Consider the following 22,657-nt stretch of genomic DNA (forward strand, 5'->3'; position numbering starts at 1 on the left):
ATGTCCGCGTATACGGCTTCGCTACCGGACCCGATGCTTCCTCGGCGGAGGCCCGTGACGCAGGATGAGGGCGCACGGACCCGACCCGTCCGTGTGAACGAGGGGGAGTACGTACGCCATGACCAGCCGCATGCTGATGCCGATCCGTGCCGACCGGAAGCGCCCCGAGCCGTCCCGCGAGGGGGCCGAGGCCGTCGGATCGACCGGCGCCACGCCGATCCTCGACCTCGGCCACCCCCGGGTCCGCGCGCTCGTCGCGCGGGTGGAGCGGGAGGCGGCGGCGCGGGGCGCGACCGGCGACCGCGACCGGCTCCGTACCGCCCACTCCCTCCTCGTCGCCGCCGTCCGGCCGGTGTACTCCGTCGAGGACCTGCACCCCGTCTCGCGGACGCTCCGGCTCGGGCGCGGCTCGTGCAGCCAGCGCATGGCGGCCCTGGAGGCCGTGGCCCGGTCGCTCGGGGTGCCGACCAGGGTGCGGGGCCTGCTCGTCGACGGCGTCTTCTGGTACCCGCGCTTCCCGAGGCTGCGCGCGTTCGTGCCGGACGAGGTCCTGCTCGCCTGGCCGGAGTTCCTCCTCGACGGAGCCTGGACGCCGATCGCCGAGCTGTTCGACGGCCTCCCCGCCCCCGCGCACGGCGGCGGGTTCACCAACTCCGGCGCCGAGACCCTCTTCGAGGCCGTCGCCCGGACCTCCGTCGACTGGGACGCGCCCGCCGCCTGCGACGGCGCCGCCACCTGCGACCTCTCCGCCCACCTCCGTACCGACCTCGGGCGGTTCGACTCGCGCGACGAGCTCTTCGCGCGGCACGGCCAGACGATGTGCCGCCTGGCCCGTACCGTCGCCGAACCCGTCCTCGGCCGCTGGAGCGCGGGCGCGGGGAGCCCGGCCGTCAGTCCTTCCGCCGCCTGATCGTCCTCCCGAGCCAGACGAGCGGGTCGTACCTCCGGTCCACGACCCGCTCCTTCATCGGGATCAGCGCGTTGTCGGTGATCCGGATGGACTCGGGGCACACCTCCGTACAGCACTTGGTGATGTTGCAGTAGCCGAGCCCGTGCTCCTCCTGCGCGCTCGCGCGCCGGTCGAGGCCGTGCTCAGCCGCCGCGTCCAGCGGGTGCATGTCGAGCTCCGCGATCCGCATGAGGAAGCGGGGCCCGGCGAAGGACTCCTTGTTCTCCTCGTGGTCGCGGACCACATGGCAGGTGTCCTGGCACAGGAAGCACTCGATGCACTTCCGGAACTCCTGCGAGCGGTCCACGTCCTCCTGCCGCATCCGGTACTCGCCGGGCCCGAGACCGGCCGGCGGCACGAAGGCGGGGACCTCGCGGGCCTTGGCGTAGTTGAAGGAGACGTCCGTGACGAGGTCGCGGATCACCGGGAAGGCGCGCATCGGCGTCACCGTGACCACCTCGTCCCGCGCGAAGACCGACATCCGCGTCATGCAGAGCAGCCGCGGCCGGCCGTTGATCTCGGCCGAGCAGGAGCCGCACTTGCCGGCCTTGCAGTTCCAGCGCACGGCGAGGTCCGGCGCCTGGGTGGCCTGGAGCCGGTGCACGATGTCGAGGACGACCTCCCCGTCGTGCACCTCGACCGTGTAGTCGGTGAGCTCCCCGCCCCCGGCGTCGCCCCGCCAGATCCGGAAGCGGGCCCGGTACGTGTCCGCGCTCGACGTGCTCATGCGTCCAGCTCCTCTTCCGCGAGGTACTTCGCCAGCTCCTCCTTCGCGAAGAGCGCGAGCAGATCGGGCCGGATCGGCTCGGTCCGCACCCGCTCCAGCACGACACCCGAGTCCCCGAGCCGGCACAGCAGGTTCACCGGCCGCCAGGACCGCTCCATCGCCGGCCGGTCCTCGCGGGTGTGGCCGCCCCGGGACTCGGTGCGCTCCAGGGCCGCGCGGGCCACGCACTCGCTGACCAGCAGCATGTTCCGCAGGTCGAGGGCGAGGTGCCAGCCGGGGTTGAACTGCCGGTGCCCCTCGACCGCGAGCCGCCCGGCCCGCTCCCGCAGGACCCCGATCCGCTCCAGGGCCTCGGCCATCTCGCCCTCCCGCCGGATGATCCCGACGAGGTCGTTCATCGTCTGCTGGAGCTCCTGGTGGAGGGCGTACGGGTTCTCCCCGCCCTCGCCGAAGGGGGCGAGGGCTTCCGCCCGGGCCGCCGCCACGTCGGCCTCGACGACCGCGCCGCGCGAGCCGCGCGCGCCCGACATCGCGTACCCCGCCGCGTGGAGCCCGGCCCGCCGTCCGAAGACCAGCAGGTCGGAGAGGGAGTTCCCGCCGAGCCGGTTCGAGCCGTGCATCCCGCCGGCCACCTCGCCGCAGGCGAAGAGCCCCGGGACGCCCGGTGTGGCGGCCGTCTCCGAGTCGACGGCGACCCCGCCCATCACGTAGTGGCAGGTCGGCCCGACCTCCATCGCCTCGGCCGTGATGTCGACGTCCGCCAGCTCCTTGAACTGGTGGTACATGGACGGGAGCCGCCGCCGGATCGTCTCCGCCGGCATCCGCGTCGACACGTCGAGGAACACCCCGCCGTGCGGGGAGCCCCGCCCCGCCTTCACCTCGGCGTTGATGGCCCGCGCCACCTCGTCGCGCGGCAGCAGCTCGGGCGGGCGCCGGTTGTGGTCGGGGTCCTCGTACCAGCGGTCGCCCTCCTCCTCCGACTCCGCGTACTTCTCCTTGAAGACGTCGGGGACGTAGTCGAACATGAACCGCCGGCCCTCGGAGTTCCGCAGGACGCCGCCGTCACCCCGTACGGACTCGGTGACGAGGATCCCCTTCACCGACGGCGGCCAGACCATCCCCGTCGGGTGGAACTGCACGAACTCCATGTTCACCAGCGGCGCCCCCGCGAGCGCGTGCCCGTCGCCCGTGTACTCCCACGAGTTCGAGGTCACCTTGAAGGACTTGCCGATCCCGCCGGTCGCGAGGACGACGGCCGGGGCCTCCAGGACGTGGAAGCGGCCGCTCTCCCGCTCGTAGCAGAAGACCCCGGAGACCCGCCCGTCCCCGTCCTTCAGGACGCGGGTGACGGTGAACTCCTGGAAGACCTTCAGACCGGACTCGTGGTCGCCGGTCTCGCGGCGGTCCTCCTGCTGGAGCCCGACGATCCGCTGCTGGAGGGTCCTGATCAGTTCGAGCCCGGTCCGGTCGCCGACGTGCGCGAGCCGGGGGTACTCGTGGCCGCCGAAGTTCCGCTGCGAGATCCGGCCGTCCGGGGTCCGGTCGAAGAGCGCGCCCCAGGTCTCCAGCTCCCAGACCCGCTCGGGCGCCTCCTGGGCGTGCAGCTCGGCCATCCGCCACTGGTTGAGGAACTTCCCGCCGCGCATGGTGTCGCGGAAGTGGACCTTCCAGTCGTCGTGCCCGTTGGCGTTGGCCATGGCGGCGGCGATGCCGCCCTCGGCCATCACCGTGTGCGCCTTGCCGAAGAGGGACTTGCAGATCACGGCGGTACGGGCGCCCGTGAGGCGCGCCTCGATCGCGGCCCGCAGCCCGGCGCCGCCCGCGCCGACCACGACCACGTCCCACTGCTGTCGTTCGACCACTGTCATCTCAGAAGAACCTCGGGTCGTCGAAGGTGCCGGTCGCGAGCAGGAACACGTACAGGTCGCAGACGGCGACGCTGACGAGCGAGGCCCAGGCGAGCTTCGCGTGCCGGGTGTTGAGCCGTCCCAGCCAGGTCCACAGCCGGTAGCGGACCGGGTGCTTCGAGAAGTGCCGCAGCCGGCCGCCGACGACGTGCCGGCAGGAGTGGCAGGAGAGCGTGTACGCCCAGATGAGGACCGTGTTGGCGAGGAAGACGAGGGTCCCGAGCCCCGCGTGGCCCCAGGCGTAGGAGGCGTCGCGGAAGGTCAGGACGGTGTCGTACGTGAGGATCGCCGCGACCGGCACCGCCGCGTAGAAGAAGTACCGGTGGAGGTTCTGGAGCAGCAGCGGGAACCGCGTCTCGCCGCTGTACGAGCGGTGGGGCTCGGCGACCGCGCAGGCCGGGGGAGAGGACCAGAAGGCCCGGTAGTAGGCCTTGCGGTAGTAGTAGCAGGTCAGCCGGAAGCCCAGCGGGAAGACCAGGATCAGCAGGGCGGGGGAGAGGACCCACCAGCTGCCGAAGAGCTCCCAGTTCGGCCCGCCCCGCATCGGGACGCAGTTCGATGCGAGGCAGGGCGAGTAGAAGGGGGAGACGTAGGGGGCGGCGTAGTAGTCGGCGTTGGCGAACGCCCGCCAGGTCGAGTACGCGACGAAGGCGAGCAGTCCGGCGGCGGTGGCGGCGGGGGCGAGCCACCAGCGGTCGGTGCGCAGATGGCGGGCGGCGAGGGCGGCGCGCCCCGGGGAGCGCACCCCCGTCGCGGCGCTGGTGCTCCTCGGGGGTTCGGTACCTGTGGCCAACAGGGCCTCCTCGGCTCCACGGCGGGGCAGTCGGAGTGTCGCGCGCCGCTCCGTACTTGTGAAGGCGTGCGGACGTGATCGCCTTCGTTGCGCCGCCCGAGTGGGCTTTTCAGCCGTGCCGCCGTGCCTCCGTGGCCGGAAACGCCCTGTCCCGTTCAGTGGATGAACACGAGGTCTGATGATCTCTAAATTGCACAAATCTGGACGAAGGGGTACAAGTCATGTCCCAGTTCGGCGCCCCTCGCGGGAGGACATGCTCCAGGAGCCCCCGCTCCCGCACGCTCCGCTCCGTCGCCGCCCTCACCAGCGCGGTGCTCGCCGTCACCGTGCTCGCGGGCTGCAGCTCCGACGAGGCGGCCGAGGACGGGCCGGCCGCGGCGATGGACAACGCGCCCGCCGCGCGCGACGCCGTCGCCGACGGCGGCACCCTGCGCTGGGCGGTCGACGCCCTGCCCACCACCCTCAACGCCTTCCAGGCCGACGCCGACGGCGCCACCGCCCGCGTCGCCGGAGCCGTACTCCCCTCGCTCTACACGCTCGACGAGCGGGGCCGTCCGGAGATGAACCCGGACTACCTGGAGTCCGCGCAGATCGTCGAGGCCGAGCCCAAGCAGGTCGTCCTCTACAAGCTCAACCAGCAGGCCGTCTGGAGCGACGGACGCGAGATCGGCGCGGCCGACTTCGTCGCCCAGTGGCGCGCGCTGAGCGGCCGCGACACCGCGTACTGGACCGCCCGCAACAGCGGCTACGAGCGGATCGAGAAGATCGAGAAGGGCAAGAACGACCTGGAGGTGCGGATCACCTTCGCCAAGCCCTACGCCGACTGGCAGTCCCTCTTCACCCCGCTCTACCCGAAGCAGGTCATGGGCTCCCCGGCCTCCTTCAACGACGGGGCGCGCACCACGCTCAAGGCGACCGCAGGACCGTTCCTGCTGAAGTCGGCCCGCCGTGAGAGCGGCGACATCACCCTCGTCCGCAACCCCCGCTGGTGGGGCCAGGCCCCCAAGCTCGACAGCCTGGTCCTCAAGGCCGTCCCGCGGGCCGACCGGGCCGCCGCCCTCGCCGCCGGCAAGCTCGACCTGGCCGAGATCGACCGGTCCACCGCCGAGCGGATCGCCCTCGCCCTCCGCGACGCCCGCGCCCAGCAGGGCGCCAAGCAGGGCACCGGACAGAGCGGCCCCCAGGCCGCCCAGGCCGCCCAGTCCCTCCAGGCCCCCCAGACCCCCCTCGCCCACGGCCCCGGCTCGTCGATCACCCCCGGCAAGGCCCTCAAGTCCTGGGCCGTCGCGTACGGCTCCGACGAGGAGCGGGCCGAGGAGGTCCAGGCCGCGCGCGCGAAGAACCGGAAGGCCGTCGCCCGGTACGCGACCGAGCAGAACGCCCTCGCGGGCTTCACCGTCCGCAAGTCCCTGGAGCCCGCCTACACCCAGCTCTCGCTGAACGGCGAGTCCGGCGCGCTCGCCGACGAGCGGGTGCGCAGGGCGGTCGCCCGCGCGATCAACCGCCAGGAACTGGCCGAATCCGTCCTCAAGCCGCTCGGCCTCCCCGCCACGCCTCCCGGCAGCCACCTCGCCCTCGCGGGCCAGGCCGCCTACGCCGACAGCAGCGACGCGCTCGGCGACCAGGACACCAAGGAGGCGCGGGCGCTCCTCGCCGACGCGGGCTGGGTCCCGGGCGGGGCGCAGCGCAAGCCGGCCGGGACGAAGGACACCAAGGCGGTGAAGAAGGAGGCCGGCTCGACCGACGCGAAGAAGAAGGCCGCGACCGGCGGCGACACCGCCTCCGACGAGGGCCTCTACATCGTCGGCGACGACAAGCCGGGCCGCGGGCAGGTCCTCGACGCGAACAACGGCGCCGGCGCGGTCACCAAGCCCGACCGGGGCGTCGCCGGGGCCTACGCCCCGCTCGGCACCGCGGCCCCCGTGGCGGTACCGGAGGCGGCGCAGGCCCTCGGCAAGGACGGCAAGCCGCTCAGCCTCCGCTTCGTCCTGCCGTCGGGTCCCGGCTCCGACTCGCTGCGGGCGGTCGGCGACCGGATCGTGCGGATGCTGGACGCCGTGGGTATCCGTACCCAGGTCACGAAGGTCTCCGACGAGAGCTTCTTCAAGGACCACATCGCCTCGGGCGACTACGACCTGGCCCTCTACTCCTGGCCGGCCTCCGCGTTCCCGGCCACCGACGCCCGGCCGATCTTCGCCAAGCCCGAGCCGGCCTCGGACGGCTCGCTCCTGGTCGAGCAGAACTACTCGCGCGTCGGCACCGACCGCATCGACCAGCTGTTCGACCAGGCGGCGGGGACGCTCGACGAGGAGGAGGCCCGCGACCTCGTCCGCCAGGCGGACGCCCGGATCTGGGCCGCGGCCGGATCCATCCCCCTCTACCAGCGCCCGCAGCTCGTCGCCGCCAGGGCCGACGTCGTGAACGCCGGGGCCCTCGGCTTCGCCGCACCGCGCTACCAGGACATGGGCTTCAAGAAGCCCGAATCCGCCAAGGGAGCCGAGCGAAACCGCTGAAAGCTCCAGGCCCCCGGAAAACCCCGGGACGCAACCTCAGATCGCGCTCAATTTCCTTGCCCGCCGGTGACCCCGGCGGGCAGGATCGCGTCGGCCCCTTGACCCGGCCCGTATGACCTTCCCCACACCCTCGAAACCCCCTTCGCGCCCGCGCGCGGACCCTCTCGGATCAGCCGGGGAAGCCACCCCGTGTGGCAGCCCCGTACCATAGGACATAGCCGTGGCGCGTCCGCCCGGCGGGCGTACGAGGAACTGACGCCGCATCCCACGATCCGAGAGAAGCGCAAGCACCCATGCCCACGCGCAACGACATCCGTAACGTCGCCATCGTCGCCCACGTCGACCATGGCAAGACGACCATCGTCGACGCCATGCTCAAGCAGGCCGGTGCTTTCGCCGCCCACCAGCAGCTCGACGACCGCATGATGGACTCGAACGACCTGGAGCGTGAGAAGGGCATCACGATCCTCGCCAAGAACACGGCGGTGAAGTACCACCCCAAGGACGGCGGGGAGCCCATCACGATCAACATCATCGACACCCCCGGTCACGCCGACTTCGGTGGCGAGGTCGAGCGTGGTCTGTCGATGGTGGACGCGGTCGTCCTCCTCGTGGACGCCTCCGAGGGCCCGCTCCCGCAGACCCGCTTCGTGCTGCGCAAGGCTCTCCAGCAGCGCAAGCCCGTCATCCTCTGCATCAACAAGACGGACCGCCCGGACTCCCGCATCGACGAGGTCGTCAACGAGACCTACGACCTCTTCCTCGACCTGGACGCGGACGAGGACCAGATCGAGTTCCCGATCGTCTACGCCTGCGGCCGTGACGGCATCGCCTCGCTGACCAAGCCGGAGAACGGCACGGTCCCGCAGGACAGCGACAACCTGGAGCCGTTCTTCTCGGCCATCCTGGAGCACGTCCCGGCCCCGTCGTACGACGAGGAGGCCCCCCTCCAGGCCCACGTCACCAACCTCGACGCCGACAACTTCCTCGGCCGCATCGCGCTGCTCCGCGTCGAGCAGGGCGAGCTCCGCAAGGGCCAGACGGTCGCGTGGATCAAGCGTGACGGCACGATCTCCAACGTCCGCATCACCGAGCTGATGATGACCGAGGCGCTCACCCGCAAGCCGGCCGAGGTCGCCGGCCCCGGTGACATCTGCGCCGTCGCCGGTATCCCGGACATCATGATCGGCGAGACGCTGGCCGACCCGGAGAACCCGATCGCGCTCCCGCTGATCACGGTCGACCAGCCGGCCATCTCCATGACCATCGGCACCAACACCTCGCCGCTCGTCGGCCGCGGTGGCACGGGCAAGGGCGCGGACGCCAAGGCCGCCGTCAAGAACCGCAAGGTCACCGCCCGCCAGGTCAAGGACCGTCTGGACCGCGAGCTCATCGGTAACGTCTCGCTCCGCGTCCTCGACACCGAGCGCCCCGACGCCTGGGAGGTCCAGGGCCGCGGTGAGCTCGCGCTCGCCATCCTGGTCGAGCAGATGCGCCGCGAGGGCTTCGAGCTCACCATCGGCAAGCCCCAGGTCGTCACCAAGCTCGTCGACGGCAAGGTCCACGAGCCGGTCGAGCGCCTCACGGTCGACGTCCCCGAGGAGCACATGGGCGCCGTCACGCAGCTCATGGGTGTCCGCAAGGGCCGCATGGACAACATGTCGAACCACGGCTCCGGCTGGGTCCGCATGGAGTTCGTCGTTCCGTCCCGTGGCCTCATCGGCTTCCGTACGGAGTTCCTCACCAACACCCGCGGTACGGGCATCGCCCACTCCATCCACGAGGGCCACGAGCCGTGGTTCGGCACGCTGACGACCCGTAACAACGGTTCGCTGGTCGCCGACCGCGCCGGTGCGGTCACCGCCTTCGCGATGACCAACCTCCAGGAGCGCGGCGTCCTGTTCACCGACCCCGGCACCGAGGTGTACGAGGGCATGATCGTCGGCGAGAACTCCCGCTCCGACGACATGGACGTGAACATCACCAAGGAGAAGAAGCTCACCAACATGCGCTCCTCCTCGGCCGACTCCTTCGAAGCGATCGTCCCGCCGCGGAAGCTCTCCCTGGAGCAGTCCCTGGAGTTCTGCCGCGACGACGAGTGCGTCGAGGTGACCCCGGAGGCCGTCCGCATCCGCAAGGTCATCCTCGACCAGAACGCGCGTGGCCGTGCGTCTTCCCGCGCCAAGAACGGCTGAGTAGGGTCTCCCTGACGTCGTAGCGCGGTCGCAGCACCGTCCATAGCACCGAGCCCGGCCCCCCGCAGACACCTGCGGGGGGCCGGGCTTTTGGCCGGGCTTCTGGGTGGCTCACGTCAAGTTCCGTCAACTTGATTTCCAAGATCACGTGTCCGGATATCGGCCATCGCTCTCCGGTACGTGTGTTAACGGTCCGTTTCGGGCGTGTCTGTCTGTGCTCAGTTTGTCCGGATTTCGGTATCTCACGGCTTGGTGATGTTGTCAAAACGAGACCACTTAAGTGTGGTTTACAGCCCGGACGTACTTAATAGTTGGCTCCATTGAGCTCGGGTCAATGGGTCACGCACTGTGGGGAGTGCCGACTCACGAGCACACTCGGGGCACTTGAGTGCAACGCCGTCAGGGGTGTCGGCGAATCTCGAAGTGCCCCTCTTGTAGTGACAAGTGGACTCATGAGGAGGAACCCATGCGCGGTGCCAAGAGCGCCAAGTGGGTAACGGGCGCGATCATCGTCGCCCTGGCTGCGACCGCCTGTGGCGGGGGTAAGGACGACGACGCCGCAGGCAAGGGCGGCGCTGTCGACCCGAACGGAATCTTCTCCATCGAGCTGGGCGAGCCTGAGAAGCCCCTGCTCACCGGTGACACGATGGAGTCCAACGGCTCCGCGGTCATGGCCGGTCTGTTCTCGACCCTGGTCGACTACAAGGCCGACGGCTCGCTCGAGATGATCAACGCCGAGTCGGTCACCACCACGGACTCGAAGCTGTGGACCGTCAAGCTCAAGCCGGGCTGGACCTTCCACGACGGCACCCCGGTGACCTCCAAGTCCTACGTGGACGCGTGGAACTGGAACGCCAGCCTGAAGAACGCCCAGGGCCTCGCGTCCTGGTTCGCGGACATCAAGGGCTACGACAAGGTCCACCCGGACGCCGAGGGCGCCAAGCAGACCGCCGACAAGCTCGACGGCCTGAAGGTCGTCGACGAGAACACCTTCACCATCGAGCTGTCGAAGGCTGTTCCGTACTTCGGTCACAAGCTGGCCTACATCGTCTTCGCGCCGATGGCCGAGTCCTTCTACAAGGACCCGACCAAGGGTGGCCAGGCTCCGGTCGGCAACGGTCCCTACAAGTTCAAGAGCTGGGACCACAAGAAGAAGATCGAGATCACTCGATTCGACGGCTACAAGGGCCCGAACAAGGCGAAGAACGGCGGTGTGGTCTTCAAGAACTACACCACCCTCGAGGCCGCGTACGAGGACCTGAAGTCGGGCAACGTCGACGTCCTGCGTCAGATCGCCCCGAAGGACCTCCCGGTCTACCGTCAGGACCTCGGCGACCGCGCCGTGGACCAGGCGTACTCCGCGATCCAGACCATCGCCGTCGCCTTCTACGCCGACCAGTGGAAGAAGCCGAAGCCGGTCGACCCGCGCGTCGTCCAGGGCCTCTCCATGGCGATCGACCGCGCGACCATCACCAAGACGGTCCTGCAGGGCACGCGTGAGCCCGCGACCGGCTGGGTCGCCAAGGGCGTCCTGGGCTTCCAGGAGGACGGCGGCAACGGCGTCACCAAGTTCGACCCCGCGAAGGCCAAGGAGCTCATCAAGGCCGGCGGCGGCGTCCCGAACAACGCCATCTCCATCCAGTTCAACGCCGATGGCGGTCACAAGGAGTGGGTCGACGCTGTCTGCAACAGCATCACCCAGTCCACCGGCGTCAAGTGCGTCGGCGACGGCAAGCCGGACTTCCAGGCCGACCTGACCGCTCGCAAGACCAAGCAGGTCAAGTCGCTCTACCGCTCCGGCTGGGTGCTCGACTACCCGGTCAACGCCAACTTCATCTCGGACCTGTTCCGCACGGGTGCGGCGGGCAACCAGGGCGACTTCTCCAACAAGGAGCTGGACGCCAAGATCGCCAAGGCTGACTCCGCGGCGACGCTGGACGAGTCGGTCAAGCAGTTCCAGGCCATCGAGAAGGACCTGAAGAACTACATGCCGAGCATCCCGCTCTGGTACTACAAGGTCAACGCGGGCTACTCCGAGAAGGTTTCGGGCGTGGCTTACGGCCAGGACGGCGACCCGATCCTGACCGGCGTCGAGGTCAAGAAGTAATCACCCAAGCGTAGTCCGCACGCCGTCACGGGACTGACGGACCGTCAGTCCCGTCTCGGTGCCTTACGCAGTGGCTGGGGGGCCCTTCCACGACATAGCCATGCCCGCATCCGGGCATGGTGTCGAGGAAGGGCCCGTCGGCTGCCGCCGCTACATCTCAACGGAGGCATGATGGGGCGTTATGTCGCACGACGACTGCTCCAGATGATCCCGGTATTCCTCGGGACGACCCTGCTGATCTTCCTCATGGTGCGCAGCCTGCCCGGCGACCCCGTGCTTGCCATGTTCGGCGACAAGGGCGCCGACCCGGCGACGCTCGCCGCGAAGCGCCATGAACTCGGTCTCGACCGACCTCAGTGGGTGCAGTACGTCACGTATATGTGGGACATGGTCTGGCACCAGGACTTCGGTACCCAGATCCGCAACGGGCGTCCGGTCACGGAAGTGCTCGGCGACGCGTTCCCCATCACGCTCCAGCTGGCGGCTCTGGCCTTCGCCATCGAGCTGATCTTCGGCATCGGCCTCGGCATCATCGGCGGCCTCCGTGCCGGCCGTTTCGCCGACAACGCGATCCTGATCTTCACCCTGCTGATCATCTCGATCCCGGTCTTCGTGCTCGGCTACATCATCAAGATGGTGTTCGCCTTCAACCTGGGCTGGATCTCACCCAACGTCAGCACCGAACCGGTACTGAGCGAGATGATCGCTCCGGCCATCGTCCTCGGTGGTCTCTCCCTTGCCTATGTGGCGCGCCTCACGCGTACGTCCATGGCGGAGAACCTGCGCGCCGACTACATGCGTACGGCCGTGGCCAAGGGCCTCCCGCGCCGCCGCGTCATCGGCGTCCACCTGATGCGCAACTCGATGATCCCGGTCGTCACCTTCCTCGGCACCGACATCGGCGCCCTCATGGGCGGTGCGGTCGTCACCGAGGCGATCTTCAACATCAAGGGTGTCGGCGGCGTCATCGCCGAGTCGATCTCCCGGCGTGAAGGCGAGACCCTCGTCGGCCTCGTGACCATCCTGGTGATCGTCTACCTCATCACCAGCCTCCTCATCGACCTGCTGTACGCGGTCCTGGACCCGAGGATCCGGTATGCCTGACGTGACCAAGACCGCGACCGCAGTCGACGGCGCCGTCGCCGCTCCCGCGGCCGGCGCGGCCGCTCCGGTGGAGAAGCCGGAGAAGGCGCGCAGCCTCTGGGGCGACGCCTGGGCCGACCTCCGCCGCAACCCGTACTTCATCGTCTCGTCCGTGCTGATCGCGCTGCTGCTGATCATCTCGGCCCTGCCGAGCCTCTTCACCAGCGCGTCGCCGACCACCGGTGACCTGGTCCACCACTTCCTCAGCAAGCCGGAGCTCGGCTCCATCGGCTCGCCCGAGTGGCTGGGCTACGACCAGCAGGGCCGTTCCGTCTACGCCCGACTGATCTACGGCACCCGTGCCTCGATCATCGTCGGCGTCGCGGTCACCGCGATCGTCACGCTCATCGGCGGCATCATGGGCATGATCTCCGGCTACTTCGGTGGCTGGGTCGACGCCGTGCTGTCCCGCCTGACGGACGTCTTCTTCGGCATCCCGTTCCTGCTCGGCGCCATGGTCGTCCTGCAGTCCTTCGTCGAGCGGACCGTCTGGGTCGTCGTCTTCGCCCTCGCGTTCCTCGGCTGGACCCAGATCACCCGCGTCATGCGCGGTGCCGTGATCACGATCAAGCAGGCCGACTACGTCCACGCCGCCAAGGCCCTCGGCGCCGGTACGTCCCGGATCCTCTTCCGGCACATCCTGCCCAACGCCATGGCGCCCGTGATCGTCGTCGCGACCATCGCGCTCGGCGGCTACATCTCGGCCGAGGCCACCCTGTCCTTCCTCGGCCTGGGCCTCGCCGCCCCGACCGTCTCCTGGGGTGTCGACATCTCCGCGGGTGTCTCCCAGATCCGAGTGGCCCCGCACGTCCTGCTCTGGCCCTCGATCATGCTGAGCCTCACCGTTCTGGCGTTCATCATGCTCGGCGAAGCCGTCCGCAACGCCCTCGACCCCAAGCTGCGCTGAGGAGGGCGTAAAAGATGAGCATCATCGACAAGACCGCGACCGTCCCGTCGCCGCGCGGCGACTCCGACTACAACGGTCCGCTGCTCGAAGTCCGTGACCTGCACGTCGAGTTCCACACCCGTGACGGTGTGGCCAAGGCGGTCAACGGCGTCAACTACTCGGTGAACGCCGGCGAGACCCTCGCCGTCCTCGGCGAGTCCGGCTCCGGCAAGTCCGTGACGGCGCAGGCCATCATGGGCATCCTCGACATGCCCCCCGGCAAGATCCCGCAGGGCGAGATCCTCTTCCGCGGCCAGGACATGCTGAAGATGTCCGAGGAGGAGCGCCGGAAGATCCGCGGCCGGAAGATCGCCATGATCTTCCAGGACGCGCTGTCCTCCCTGAACCCGGTCCTCTCCGTCGGCTACCAGCTCGGCGAGATGTTCCGCGTGCACCACGGCATGTCCAAGAAGGACGCCAAGGTCAAGGCCATCGAGCTGATGGACAAGGTCAAGATCCCCGCCGCCAAGGCGCGGGTCACCGACTACCCCCACCAGTTCTCCGGCGGTATGCGCCAGCGCATCATGATCGCCATGGCGCTCGCCCTGGAGCCGGACCTGATCATCGCCGACGAGCCCACCACGGCTCTCGACGTGACCGTCCAGGCCCAGGTCATGGACCTCCTCGCGGAGCTCCAGCAGGAATACAACATGGGCCTGATCCTGATCACCCACGACCTCGGCGTCGTCGCCGACGTCGCGGACAAGATCGCCGTGATGTACGCCGGCCGGATCGTCGAGCAGGCGCCGGTGCACGAGCTGTACGGGCGCCCCGCGCACCCGTACACCCGGGGTCTTCTCGACTCGATCCCGCGCCTGGACCAGAAGGGCCAGGAGCTCTACGCGATCAAGGGCCTCCCGCCCAACCTCCTGAAGGTGCCCACCGGTTGCGCCTTCAACCCGCGCTGCCCCAAGGCCGACGACCTGTGCCGCACGGAGATCCCCGCGCTGGTTCCGGTCAGCGAGCTGGACGGCGCGGAGCTCCCGGGCCGCAAGAGCGCCTGCCACTTCTGGAAGGAGACGATCCATGGCTGACATCAACAACGAGGACGCCGTGGCCGCCGCCCTCGAGGTCCCCGTGGGCCGAGGCGAGCCGATCCTCCAGGTGCGCAACCTGAAGAAGCACTTCCCGCTGACGCAGGGCATCCTCTTCAAGAAGCAGGTCGGCGCGGTCAAGGCCGTGGACGGGGTCTCCTTCGACCTCTACCAGGGCGAGACCCTCGGCATCGTGGGCGAGTCCGGCTGTGGCAAGTCCACGGTCGCCAAGCTCCTCATGAACCTGGAGCGCGCCACCGCCGGCGAGGTCTTCTACAAGGGCCAGGACATCACCAAGCTGTCCGGCCGCGCCCTGAAGGCCGTCCGCCGCAACATCCAGATGGTGTTCCAGGACCCGTACACCTCGCTGAACCCGCGTATGACGGTCGGCGACATCATCGGGGAGCCCTTCGACATCCACCCCGAGGTGGCTCCGAAGGGCGACCGTCGCGCCAAGGTGCAGGAGCTCCTGGACGTCGTCGGTCTCAACCCGGAGTACATCAACCGGTACCCGCACCAGTTCTCCGGCGGTCAGCGCCAGCGCATCGGCATCGCCCGAGGCCTCGCGCTCAACCCGGAGATCATCATCTGCGACGAGCCGGTCTCGGCCCTGGACGTCTCCGTCCAGGCGCAGGTCATCAACCTGATGGGGAAGCTGCAGGACGAGTTCAACCTCTCCTACGTCTTCATCGCGCACGACCTGTCGATCGTCCGGCACATCTCCGACCGTGTCGGCGTCATGTACCTCGGCAAGATGGCCGAGATCGGTACGGACGAGCAGATCTACGAGCACCCGACGCACCCCTACACCCAGGCGCTGCTCTCCGCGGTGCCGGTGCCGGACCCGCAGGCCCGCGCGCACCGCGAGCGGATCATCCTGACCGGTGACGTCCCCTCGCCGGCCAACCCGCCGTCGGGCTGCAGCTTCCGCACCCGTTGCTGGAAGGCGCAGGACAAGTGCGCCCAGGAGACCCCGGTCCTCGCGATCCCGGAGCGCTTCCAGGGCGTGAACACCCCGGCCGCTCACTTCTCGGCGTGCCACTTCGCCGAGGAGAAGCAGGTCGTGCCGGTGCACTGACGCCAGTGCGCTGAGAAACACCCCGTAGTACGGTCCGGCCCCCGGGCGCCCCAGAGGCGCGCGGGGGCCGGACCGCTTTTCGGACAAGCGCTACGGCCTCTCAGGTGAAGTACGGCCAGGGGTACGGCGCCGTCTCCACGGCGCGGCGAGCCGCCCGGGACATGGTCGTGCCCATGATCATCGCGACCGGACCGACGAACCCCCGCCGCCGCACCTTCCTGACCGGCGCGCTCGCCCTGGGTGCGACCGTCGCCCTGCCGGCCGCGGCGAGCGCCGCCGCCCCCACCCCCACGCCCGCCCCCACGCCCGCCCCCACGCCGGCCCCCACCGCCACGCCCACCGGCACCCCCACCCCCACGGCCCCCGCCATCGCCGACTGCGGAACCTGGGGAGCCGTCCCCCCGAGCGAGCCCCTGACGGTCGTGCCGACCCCGCCCGTCAAGATCCTCGTCCACCACACGGCCACGCCCAACGTCACCGACCACAGCCAGGAGGCGGCCTTCCGCCTCGCCCGCTCCATGCAGCACTGGGCGATCGCCGACCGGGGCTGGAGCGACACCGGCCAGCACTTCACCCTCAGCCGCGGCGGGTACGTCGTCGAGGGCCGGCACGGTTCCCTCGCCGAGCTCCGGCGGGGCACCCGTACGGTCGAGTCCGCGCACTGCACCGGGCAGAACACGGTGGCCATCGGCATCGAGACCGAGGGCACGTACGGCTCCGTCGCACCGCGCGAGGCGCAGTACGCGGCCCTCGTCGGCCTCTGCGCCCACATCTGCCGCCAGTACGGCCTGCGGGCGTACCAGATCTACGGCCACCGTGACTTCAACGCCACCGAGTGCCCCGGCGACCGGCTGTACGCGCTGCTGCCGAAGCTGCGCGCGGACGTGGCCGCGCGGATCGGCGGCGACCCCGAGGCCCCCGCCTGGCCCGTCCTCCGCCCCGGCGACTCCGGCCCGCCCGTGCGGGCGCTCCAGCACCTCCTGGCCGGCCGCGGCGCGGCCCTCGCCCCCGACGGCTTCTACGGCGCCGCCACCGACCGGGCCGTACGGGACTTCCGGGCGCTCGTCCGCGCGACCCCGGACGCCCTGGCGGGCCCTCAGCTCTGGCACCAGCTCTCCGCGCCGGTACGGCGGGACGCCTCGGGCGATGCCGTCAGGGCCGTACAGCTGCTGCTCGGCGCGCGCGGCGTCCCGACCCCGCTCGACGGAGCCTTCGGGCCGGACACGGAGGAGTCGGTCGCCGCCTTCCAGAAGGGGGCGGGACTGCCCGTCGACGGGCTCGTCGACGCGCGCACATTCGCCCGTCTGCTCTCCGACAACATGCAGGCCTTCTGATTTCGGGTCATATTGGGCTCCAAGTCACACTTAGGGACATATGGGAGGCACTCCATGCGCGGAGCCACGCACGCCAAGTGGGCCGCACTGGCCACCGCAGTCGCCCTCGCGGCGACCGCATGTGGCGGCGGCGACGACAGCGGCGGTGGTGGAGGGGCCGACGGCATCGTGACCTCCTCGTGGGGCGACCCGCAGAACCCACTGGAGCCCGCGAACACCAACGAGGTGCAGGGCGGCAAGGTCCTCTCCATGATCTTCCGGGGTCTGAAGGAGTACGACCCGAAGACCGGCGAGGCCAAGGACATGCTCGCCGAGAAGATCGAGACGACCGACTCGACGAACTTCGCCATCACGGTCAAGGACGGCTGGACCTTCTCCAACGGCGAGAAGGTCACCGCCAAGTCCTTCGTGGACGCCTGGAACTACGGCGCCCACCTGAAGAACAACCAGAAGAACGCGTACTTCTTCGGCCAGATCGAGGGCTACGACAAGGTCCACCCCGAGTCGGGCGAGCCGACCGCCGAGACCATGTCCGGCCTCAAGGTCACCGGCGACCGGACCTTCACGGTCAAGCTCACCCAGAAGTTCTCCACCTGGCCCGTGACCCTCGGCTACGCCGCCTTCGCCCCGCTGCCGAAGGCCTTCTTCGACGACCACGCGGCCTGGCTGTCGAAGCCCGTCGGCAACGGCCCGTACACGATCGACTCGTACGCCAAGGGCTCGCAGATGCAGCTCAAGCGCTGGGACGACTACCCCGGCGCCGACAAGGCGCAGAACGGCGGCGTGACCCTCAAGGTCTACACCGACAACAACACCGCCTACACCGACCTGACGGCCGGCAACCTCGACCTCGTCGACGACGTCCCCGCCGCCCAGCTCAAGAACGTCTCGGCGGACCTCGGCGACCGGTACATCAACGTCCCCGCCGGCATCATCCAGACGCTGTCGTTCCCGTTCTACGACGCCAACTGGAACAAGCCCAACCAGAACAAGCTCCGGCAGGGCCTCTCCATGGCGATCGACCGGGACCAGATCACCGAGACGATCTTCCAGAAGACCCGCACCCCCGCCAAGGACTGGACCTCCCCGGTGCTCGGCGAGGAGGGCGGCTTCAAGGACGTCTGCGGCGAGTTCTGCCAGTACAACCCGACGAAGGCCAAGGCCCTGGTCGCGGAGGGCGGCGGCATCCCCGGCGGCACGATGAAGATCTCGTACAACGCCGACACGGGCTCCCACAAGGAATGGGTGGACGCGGTCTGCAACTCCATCAACCGCGCCCTCGGCAACAACACCGCCTGCGTCGGCAACCCGGTCGGCACCTTCGCCGACTACCGCAACCAGGTCACCACGCAGAAGATGACGGGCCCGTTCCGCGCCGGCTGGCAGATGGACTACCCGCTCATCCAGAACTTCCTCCAGCCGCTGTACTACACGAACGCCTCGTCCAACGACGGCAAGTACACGGACAAGCAGTTCGACAAGCTGGTGGACCAGGCCAACGCCGAGACCGACACCGCCAAGGCGGTGCAGCTCTTCCAGCAGGCCGAGGGCGTCCTCCGCGACGACATGGGCGCGATCCCGCTCTGGTACCAGAACGGCAGCGCCGGCTACTCGGAGAAGGTCTCCAACGTGAGCCTGAACCCGTTCAGCGTCCCGGTCTACGACCAGATCAAGGTCAACTGACGTCGTAGCAGGTCGGAGGCGTACGGCCCGGCCGGCGGACACCCCGCGCCGGGCCGTACGTCTTTCGAAGGCCCCACAACCCCCCGGAGCCCCTCATGGGTCGTTATGTGATCCGGCGACTGCTGCAGATGATCCCGGTCTTCTTCGGCGCCACGCTGTTGATCTTCCTGATGGTGAACGTGATGGGCGACCCCATCGCCGGACTGTGCGGCGACCGCGCGTGCGACCCGGCGACCGCCGCCCAGCTGAGGAAGGAGTTCGGACTCGACAAGCCGGTCTGGCAGCAATACCTGACCTACATGGGCAACGTCTTCACCGGAGACTTCGGCACCGCCTTCAACGGCCAGCCCGTCACCGAGCTGATGGCCACCGCCTTCCCCGTCACCATCAGGCTCACCATCATCGCGATCCTCTTCGAGATCGTCATCGGCATCAGCCTCGGCGTGCTCACCGGCCTCAAGCGCGGCCGCCCCGTCGACACCGTCGTCCTGCTGCTCACCCTGGTCGTCCTCGCCATCCCGACCTTCGTCACCGGCCTGCTCGTGCAGCTCCTCCTCGGCGTCAAGTGGGGCTGGATCAAGCCCGCCGTCTCGCCCGAGGCCCCCTTCAACGAGCTCATCGTCCCCGGCCTCGTCCTCGCCTCGGTCTCCCTCGCGTACGTCACCCGGCTCACCCGCACCTCGATCGCCGAGAACAAGCGGGCCGACTACGTCCGCACCGCCGTCGCCAAGGGCCTGCCCCGCCGCCGGGTCATCAGCCGCCACCTGCTGCGCAACAGCCTCATCCCCGTGGTGACCTTCATCGGCGCGGACGTCGGCGCGCTCATGGGCGGCGCCATCGTCACCGAGCGGATCTTCAACATCCACGGTGTCGGCTACCAGCTCTACCAGGGCATCCTCCGCCAGAACACGCAGACCGTGGTCGGCTTCGTCACCATCCTCGTCCTGATCTTCCTGCTGGCGAACCTGCTGGTCGACCTCCTGTACGCCGTCCTTGACCCGAGGATCCGCTATGCCTGAGCCGCTCGAACCCGTCGAAGAGGGCCGCTCCATCGCCGCCACCGGCGCCGGAGGCGCGACCGACCTCGCCATGGCCGAGGCGGAGACCCTCGAGAAGACCCCCGGAGGCCCCCGGGGCACAGGAGCCGACAAGAAGCCCCGCTCCCTCTGGTCCGACGCCTGGCACGACCTGCGCCGCAACCCCATCTTCATCATCTCGGGCCTGGTCATCCTCTTCCTGGTCGTCATCGCCATCTGGCCGCAGCTCATCGCCTCCGGCGACCCCCTCGACTGCGACCTCTCCAAGGCCCAGGAAGGCTCCCAGCCCGGCCACCCCTTCGGCTTCAACGGCCAGGGCTGCGACGTCTACACCCGTACGGTCTACGGAGCCAGGGCCTCCATCCAGGTCGGCGTCTTCGCCACCCTCGGCGTGACCCTCATCGGCTCCCTGCTCGGCGGCCTCGCCGGCTTCTTCGGCGGGTTCTGGGACGGCATCCTCTCCCGGATCACGGACGTCTTCTTCGCCATCCCCGTCGTCCTCGGCGGCCTCGTCCTGCTCTCCGTCGTCAGCAACGCCACCGTCTGGCCCGTCATCGGCTTCATGATCCTGCTCGGCTGGCCGCAGATCTCCCGCATCGCCCGAGGCTCGGTCATCACCGCCAAACAGAACGACTACGTCCAGGCCGCCCGCGCGCTCGGCGCCTCCAACTCCCGGATGCTGCTCCGGCACATCACGCCCAACGCCGTCGCGCCGGTCATCGTCGTCGCCACCATCGCGCTCGGCACCTACATCGCCCTGGAGGCGACGCTCTCCTTCCTCGGCGTCGGCCTGAAGCCCCCGACCGTCTCCTGGGGCATCGACATCTCCTCGGCGTCGCCGTACATCCGCAACGCGCCGCACATGCTGCTCTGGCCCTCCGGCGCCCTCGCGATCACGGTGCTCGCGTTCATCATGCTCGGCGACGCCGTCCGCGACGCCCTCGACCCGAAGCTGAGGTAGGGACCCATGCTGCTCGAAGTGCGCAACTTGCACGTGGAGTTCCACACCCGTGACGGCGTCGCCAAGGCCGTCAACGGCGTCGACTACTCGGTCGACGCCGGCGAGACCCTCGCCGTCCTCGGCGAGTCCGGCTCCGGCAAGTCCGTCACCGCCCAGGCCGTCATGGGCATTCTCGACATGCCCCCCGGAAAGATCAGCCAGGGCGAGATCCTCTTCCAGGGCCAGGACCTCCTCAAGCTCAAGGAGGAGGAGCGCCGCAAGATCCGCGGCGCCAAGATGGCGATGGTCTTCCAGGACGCCCTGTCCTCGCTCAACCCCGTCGTCAGCGTCGGCGACCAGCTCGGCGAGATGTTCCAGGTCCACAAGGGCATGTCCCGGAAGGACTCCCGGACCAAGGCCGTCGAACTCATGGACCGGGTCCGCATCCCCGCCGCCAAGGAACGCGTGGGCCAGTACCCGCACCAGTTCTCCGGCGGCATGCGCCAGCGCATCATGATCGCCATGGCGCTCGCCCTCGAACCCGAGCTGATCATCGCCGACGAGCCCACCACCGCCCTGGACGTCACCGTCCAGGCCCAGGTCATGGACCTCCTCGCCGAGCTCCAGCGCGAACTCAACATGGGGCTCATCCTGATCACCCACGACCTCGGCGTCGTCGCCGACGTCGCCGACAAGATCGCCGTCATGTACGCCGGCCGGATCGTCGAACGGGCCCCCGTCCACGAGATCTACAAGGCCCCCGCCCACCCCTACACCCGGGGCCTCCTCGACTCCATCCCGCGCCTGGACCAGAAGGGCCAGGAGCTGTACGCGATCAAGGGCCTCCCGCCCAACCTCCTGAACATCCCACCCGGCTGCGCCTTCAACCCCCGCTGCCCGATGGCCCAGGACGTCTGCCGGACCGACGTACCCCCGCTGTACGAGGTGACCGAGTCCCCGGTACCGCGCTCCAGCGCCTGCCACTTCTGGAAGGAGTGCCTCCATGGCTGACACGGCGACGACGGCGAAGCCCGCCACGACGGCCGAGGCCATCCTCGAAGTCCGGGACCTCCACAAGCACTACCCCCTCACCCAGGGCATCCTCTTCAAGAAGCAGGTCGGCGCCGTCAAGGCCGTCGACGGCGTGGACTTCTCCCTCGCCGCCGGCGAGACGCTCGGCATCGTCGGCGAGTCCGGCTGCGGAAAGTCCACCGTCGCCAAGATGCTCGTCAACCTGGAACGCCCCACCTCCGGCGAGATCCGCTACAAGGGCGAGGACATCACCAAGCTGTCCCCGCGCGCCCTCAAGGCCGTCCGCCGCAACATCCAGATGGTCTTCCAGGACCCGTACACCTCGCTCAACCCCCGCATGACGGTCGGCGACATCATCGGCGAGCCGTACGAGATCCACCCCGAGGTCGCGCCCAAGGGGGACCGCCGCCGCAAGGTCCAGGACCTCCTGGACGTCGTCGGCCTCAACCCCGAGTACATCAACCGCTACCCGCACCAGTTCTCCGGCGGCCAGCGCCAGCGCATCGGCATCGCCCGCGGCCTCGCGCTCCAGCCCGAGATCATCGTCGCGGACGAGCCCGTCTCCGCCCTCGACGTCTCCGTCCAGGCGCAGGTGGTCAACCTCCTGGAGAAGCTCCAGCAGGAGTTCTCCCTCTCGTACGTCTTCATCGCCCACGACCTGTCGATCGTCCGGCACATCTCCGACCGCGTCGGCGTCATGTACCTGGGCCGCGTCGTCGAGATCGGCAGCGACGCCGAGATCTACGACCACCCCACCCACCCGTACACCCAGGCGCTCCTGTCGGCCGTCCCCGTCCCCGACCCCGAGGCCCGCGCGCACCGCGAGCGGATCATCCTCACCGGCGACGTCCCCTCCCCGGCCAACGTCCCCTCCGGCTGCCGCTTCCGCACCCGCTGCTGGAAGGCGCAGGAACGCTGCGCCCTGGAGGTCCCCCTCCTCGCCGTGCCCGCCGTCTTCCGCCTGACGGACAGCCCGGCGAAGCACGACTCGGCCTGCCACTTCGCCGAGGAGAAGCAGGTCGTCCCGCCGGAGAACGGCGGCGAGGAGCCGCCCGCCCCGGAACCCCCCGCCGAACCCGGCGGCCCCAAGTCCCTTTAACCCAGGGGCAACTTGACGGAATCCGTACCGATATACGGACACGTGAGACTGCTCTCTGTACGGCCGTGCGGGTGCCGTAAGCCGGGCCGGAGGCGCGCCATGTCGCCCCCGGCCCGGCTTCACACCACCAGGGCCCCGCG

At 69.4% G+C, this 22,657-nt stretch carries 17 protein-coding genes; 14 read left to right on the forward strand and 3 right to left on the reverse strand.

Features of this window, described 5'->3' with window-relative positions:
* Positions 1-118: 118 nt before the first annotated feature.
* Complete coding sequence (locus ACFC0Z_RS11195) at positions 119-910, forward strand: transglutaminase domain-containing protein (RefSeq protein ID WP_376435278.1); 792 nt, start codon at positions 119-121, stop codon at positions 908-910.
* On the opposite strand, the gene ACFC0Z_RS11200 is transcribed toward ACFC0Z_RS11195, so the two are convergent.
* The 3 genes from ACFC0Z_RS11200 to ACFC0Z_RS11210 are packed head-to-tail and all read right to left on the reverse strand — an operon-like array spanning position 891 to position 4,376.
* Positions 891-1,676, reverse strand: coding sequence for a succinate dehydrogenase/fumarate reductase iron-sulfur subunit (locus tag ACFC0Z_RS11200; RefSeq protein ID WP_376435281.1), 786 nt, complete (start codon positions 1,674-1,676; stop codon positions 891-893). The two genes, ACFC0Z_RS11195 and ACFC0Z_RS11200, sit on opposite strands and share 20 nt — an antisense overlap.
* On the reverse strand, positions 1,673-3,544 hold the full coding sequence (locus ACFC0Z_RS11205) for a fumarate reductase/succinate dehydrogenase flavoprotein subunit (RefSeq protein ID WP_376435283.1): 1,872 nt from the start codon (positions 3,542-3,544) through the stop codon (positions 1,673-1,675). Before ACFC0Z_RS11205 ends, ACFC0Z_RS11200 begins: the two co-directional genes overlap by 4 nt.
* Before the next feature lies 1 nt (position 3,545).
* Positions 3,546-4,376, reverse strand: a complete 831-nt coding sequence (locus ACFC0Z_RS11210) for a hypothetical protein (RefSeq protein WP_376435286.1) — start codon at positions 4,374-4,376, stop codon at positions 3,546-3,548.
* 221 nt (positions 4,377-4,597) lie between these two features.
* Here ACFC0Z_RS11210 and ACFC0Z_RS11215 point away from each other — a divergent pair, with 221 nt between their 5' ends.
* The 13 genes from ACFC0Z_RS11215 to ACFC0Z_RS11275 all read left to right on the forward strand — a co-directional run bounded on the left by ACFC0Z_RS11215 (position 4,598) and on the right by ACFC0Z_RS11275 (position 22,517).
* On the forward strand, positions 4,598-6,889 hold the full coding sequence (locus tag ACFC0Z_RS11215) for an ABC transporter family substrate-binding protein (protein ID WP_376435288.1): 2,292 nt from the start codon (positions 4,598-4,600) through the stop codon (positions 6,887-6,889).
* Positions 6,890-7,182: 293 nt separating this feature from the next.
* A complete protein-coding gene (typA, locus tag ACFC0Z_RS11220; RefSeq protein WP_376435290.1) occupies positions 7,183-9,084 on the forward strand; it encodes a translational GTPase TypA in 1,902 nt (633 codons plus the stop codon).
* A 466-nt stretch (positions 9,085-9,550) separates the two neighbouring features.
* A complete protein-coding gene (locus tag ACFC0Z_RS11225; RefSeq protein ID WP_376435293.1) occupies positions 9,551-11,191 on the forward strand; it encodes an ABC transporter substrate-binding protein in 1,641 nt (546 codons plus the stop codon).
* Between the two features lie 171 nt (positions 11,192-11,362).
* Complete coding sequence (locus ACFC0Z_RS11230; RefSeq protein ID WP_376436637.1) at positions 11,363-12,295, forward strand: ABC transporter permease; 933 nt, start codon at positions 11,363-11,365, stop codon at positions 12,293-12,295.
* The gene (locus tag ACFC0Z_RS11235; RefSeq protein ID WP_376435295.1) at positions 12,288-13,241 is read left to right on the forward strand and encodes an ABC transporter permease; all 954 of its coding nucleotides are present in this window, start codon (positions 12,288-12,290) and stop codon (positions 13,239-13,241) included. The genes ACFC0Z_RS11230 and ACFC0Z_RS11235 overlap by 8 nt, the downstream gene beginning before the upstream one ends.
* Positions 13,242-13,255: 14 nt before the next feature.
* On the forward strand, positions 13,256-14,314 hold the full coding sequence (locus ACFC0Z_RS11240) for an ABC transporter ATP-binding protein (RefSeq protein WP_376435296.1): 1,059 nt from the start codon (positions 13,256-13,258) through the stop codon (positions 14,312-14,314).
* The gene (locus ACFC0Z_RS11245; protein ID WP_376435299.1) at positions 14,307-15,392 is read left to right on the forward strand and encodes an ABC transporter ATP-binding protein; all 1,086 of its coding nucleotides are present in this window, start codon (positions 14,307-14,309) and stop codon (positions 15,390-15,392) included. The genes ACFC0Z_RS11240 and ACFC0Z_RS11245 overlap by 8 nt, the downstream gene beginning before the upstream one ends.
* Positions 15,393-15,496: 104 nt before the next feature.
* Positions 15,497-16,726 carry an N-acetylmuramoyl-L-alanine amidase gene (locus ACFC0Z_RS11250; protein ID WP_376435301.1) on the forward strand — a complete coding sequence of 410 codons (1,230 nt, stop codon included), beginning with the start codon at positions 15,497-15,499 and terminating at the stop codon, positions 16,724-16,726.
* Positions 16,727-16,780: 54 nt separating this feature from the next.
* Positions 16,781-18,409: an ABC transporter substrate-binding protein gene (locus tag ACFC0Z_RS11255; RefSeq protein WP_376435303.1), complete on the forward strand. Its 1,629-nt coding sequence runs from the start codon at positions 16,781-16,783 to the stop codon at positions 18,407-18,409.
* A 95-nt stretch (positions 18,410-18,504) separates the two neighbouring features.
* Positions 18,505-19,428 carry an ABC transporter permease gene (locus tag ACFC0Z_RS11260; protein ID WP_376435306.1) on the forward strand — a complete coding sequence of 308 codons (924 nt, stop codon included), beginning with the start codon at positions 18,505-18,507 and terminating at the stop codon, positions 19,426-19,428.
* A complete protein-coding gene (locus ACFC0Z_RS11265) occupies positions 19,421-20,407 on the forward strand; it encodes an ABC transporter permease (RefSeq protein ID WP_376435309.1) in 987 nt (328 codons plus the stop codon). Before ACFC0Z_RS11260 ends, ACFC0Z_RS11265 begins: the two co-directional genes overlap by 8 nt.
* A 6-nt stretch (positions 20,408-20,413) precedes the next feature.
* The gene (locus ACFC0Z_RS11270) at positions 20,414-21,397 is read left to right on the forward strand and encodes an ABC transporter ATP-binding protein (RefSeq protein WP_376435312.1); all 984 of its coding nucleotides are present in this window, start codon (positions 20,414-20,416) and stop codon (positions 21,395-21,397) included.
* A complete protein-coding gene (locus ACFC0Z_RS11275; RefSeq protein ID WP_376435314.1) occupies positions 21,390-22,517 on the forward strand; it encodes an ABC transporter ATP-binding protein in 1,128 nt (375 codons plus the stop codon). Before ACFC0Z_RS11270 ends, ACFC0Z_RS11275 begins: the two co-directional genes overlap by 8 nt.
* The last annotated feature ends 140 nt before the right edge of the window (positions 22,518-22,657 follow it).

This window comes from Streptomyces sp. NPDC056144, assembly GCF_042264145.1.
GTDB lineage: Bacteria > Actinomycetota > Actinomycetes > Streptomycetales > Streptomycetaceae > Streptomyces.

Coding starts and splice junctions, on each gene's coding strand:
- ACFC0Z_RS11195 (WP_376435278.1), top strand. CDS start 119: ATGACCAGCCGCATGCTGATGCCGATCCGTGCCGACCGGAAGCGCCCC.
- ACFC0Z_RS11200 (WP_376435281.1), bottom strand. CDS start 1,676: ATGAGCACGTCGAGCGCGGACACGTACCGGGCCCGCTTCCGGATCTGG.
- ACFC0Z_RS11205 (WP_376435283.1), bottom strand. CDS start 3,544: ATGACAGTGGTCGAACGACAGCAGTGGGACGTGGTCGTGGTCGGCGCG.
- ACFC0Z_RS11215 (WP_376435288.1), top strand. CDS start 4,598: ATGTCCCAGTTCGGCGCCCCTCGCGGGAGGACATGCTCCAGGAGCCCC.
- typA (WP_376435290.1), top strand. CDS start 7,183: ATGCCCACGCGCAACGACATCCGTAACGTCGCCATCGTCGCCCACGTC.
- ACFC0Z_RS11225 (WP_376435293.1), top strand. CDS start 9,551: ATGCGCGGTGCCAAGAGCGCCAAGTGGGTAACGGGCGCGATCATCGTC.
- ACFC0Z_RS11230 (WP_376436637.1), top strand. CDS start 11,363: ATGGGGCGTTATGTCGCACGACGACTGCTCCAGATGATCCCGGTATTC.
- ACFC0Z_RS11235 (WP_376435295.1), top strand. CDS start 12,288: ATGCCTGACGTGACCAAGACCGCGACCGCAGTCGACGGCGCCGTCGCC.
- ACFC0Z_RS11240 (WP_376435296.1), top strand. CDS start 13,256: ATGAGCATCATCGACAAGACCGCGACCGTCCCGTCGCCGCGCGGCGAC.
- ACFC0Z_RS11245 (WP_376435299.1), top strand. CDS start 14,307: ATGGCTGACATCAACAACGAGGACGCCGTGGCCGCCGCCCTCGAGGTC.
- ACFC0Z_RS11255 (WP_376435303.1), top strand. CDS start 16,781: ATGCGCGGAGCCACGCACGCCAAGTGGGCCGCACTGGCCACCGCAGTC.
- ACFC0Z_RS11260 (WP_376435306.1), top strand. CDS start 18,505: ATGGGTCGTTATGTGATCCGGCGACTGCTGCAGATGATCCCGGTCTTC.
- ACFC0Z_RS11265 (WP_376435309.1), top strand. CDS start 19,421: ATGCCTGAGCCGCTCGAACCCGTCGAAGAGGGCCGCTCCATCGCCGCC.
- ACFC0Z_RS11270 (WP_376435312.1), top strand. CDS start 20,414: ATGCTGCTCGAAGTGCGCAACTTGCACGTGGAGTTCCACACCCGTGAC.
- ACFC0Z_RS11275 (WP_376435314.1), top strand. CDS start 21,390: ATGGCTGACACGGCGACGACGGCGAAGCCCGCCACGACGGCCGAGGCC.